The organism is Bacillota bacterium, assembly GCA_040754675.1.
Classification (GTDB): domain Bacteria; phylum Bacillota; class Limnochordia; order Limnochordales; family Geochordaceae; genus Geochorda.
This window is the reverse complement of sequence record JBFMCJ010000791.1, coordinates 1-1,508: the sequence shown is the minus strand read 5'-3', so window position 1 is coordinate 1,508 and position 1,508 is coordinate 1. Positions and strand designations below refer to the sequence as shown.

Below are 1,508 nucleotides of genomic sequence, written 5' to 3'. Positions count from 1 at the left end.
AGGAACTCCGGGTCATCTCTAAGCTGCGCGGCTCTGTCCAGGTGTTCGATGGCACTGCGGGCGTCGCCCGAGCGCAGAAGTGCCAGCCCGAGCCAGAAACGGCACTCGGCGTTATCGGGTTGGGCTTTAACGGCCTGTTTCGAGTCAACAAGGTTGGCAGCGCCTGTGCGGGCCATTATACCTGGTAAATACTTCCGGCCACGGCTTTGGGAACCGCGGCACCCTTGATCAGTAGGTTGATGATGTCCTTCGCTAGTTTCAGGGCTGTCCGGCCGTACTCCGCCTCAATTGTGCCCACAGGGTACTCAGGGTCTTTAACAGCGAGAGCCAATCGCAAGCGCCGGAGAACGGAGGGCGTGTGAACAGCGTGTGACGGGTTGCGGATAAGAGACACAACCACCTCGGCTAGGTGGTCGAAATAGGATGGCGCCTCCGACAGTTCGAGCCCCAGCTTCTCTCTAATCAGTCGGAACAGCCTCTCTCGCTCGACACGCTCCCGTGGCCCTCCGACAAGGTAGTCCCTGATCGCCCCGACGGGGTCGTCCGGTGCAACGGAAAGCACATAGCGGCACACATCCATTAAGGCAATAGCCAGTTTTTCAGCAGACGCCAACAAGACAAATTGGTGTTCCGATTGCGCTGGAGTCCAGGATGGGACCTGCTCGAGCGCCGCAAACATGGATAGTATGTTCCTGCGATGCGGGAGGCCCCAAAAGTCGCGCTGAACGAATCGGATTTGGATGGGAAAGTGGCTACGCGCCTGCTCAAGCATGTTACGTTCCTTAACATAGGAAGAGAGGAGCGTTGCTGATAAAGACTCGTCCCACCAACCGCAACTCTCCAGCAGGCGTGTCAGATCCGCCTCCGACAAGGCCTTGAGCCCGAGACGTTCAGCGGCCATTCTCGCGCTACGCGGCATCTTCGATCTTACGAGAATTGCCTTTTCGCATCCCACGTATGCGCGGATCCCCGCAAACTTCAGCAGGGTTTCCACCGGCTTCTGGCGGCTGCTCGTCTTACATTCGGCAACCACCAGATAGGGTCGGAAGTCTGGCTCAAACCTGACGCCAAAAACGTCGAGATCGGTAACCGGTTGCTCCCTGTACACGTCGGTGTATTCAGGCACGTACAGGGGGACCTCGAGAAAAACGTGGTATCCGGTGCGCTCAAGCCAGTGCTTCAGTAACAGCTTGTACTTGAGGTCCTTGTCAGCCCGAAGAAGCCCCGAGGCCGCCTCTTCGATCTGTTCTAGCCGATGAGACTCCTCTGGTGCAACCAAAGGAGAACCTATCTCAATGGCGTTGCTGTCGCTCGTTCTACTCCCCACCTGCAACCCCTCCCTGGTCGCGATCACGTCAACCGATGGGAAACGCCAAGCAGCATGTCATTGATCTTTTTTACCACACCTGGAGTCACGGTCGGAATCCGCTTGACAAAGGCACGGGCCTCAGTGGGCGGAACGTACCTGCCGACGGACAGAATGCCACGGGCTACACCATGCTCGGGAC

1 protein-coding gene is annotated in these 1,508 nt (G+C 57.8%); it reads right to left on the bottom strand.

Features of this window, described 5'->3' with window-relative positions:
• Positions 1-175: 175 nt before the first annotated feature.
• The gene (locus AB1609_23675; GenBank protein MEW6049435.1) at positions 176-1,327 is read right to left on the bottom strand and encodes a hypothetical protein; all 1,152 of its coding nucleotides are present in this window, start codon (positions 1,325-1,327) and stop codon (positions 176-178) included.
• Positions 1,328-1,508: the final 181 nt, after the last annotated feature.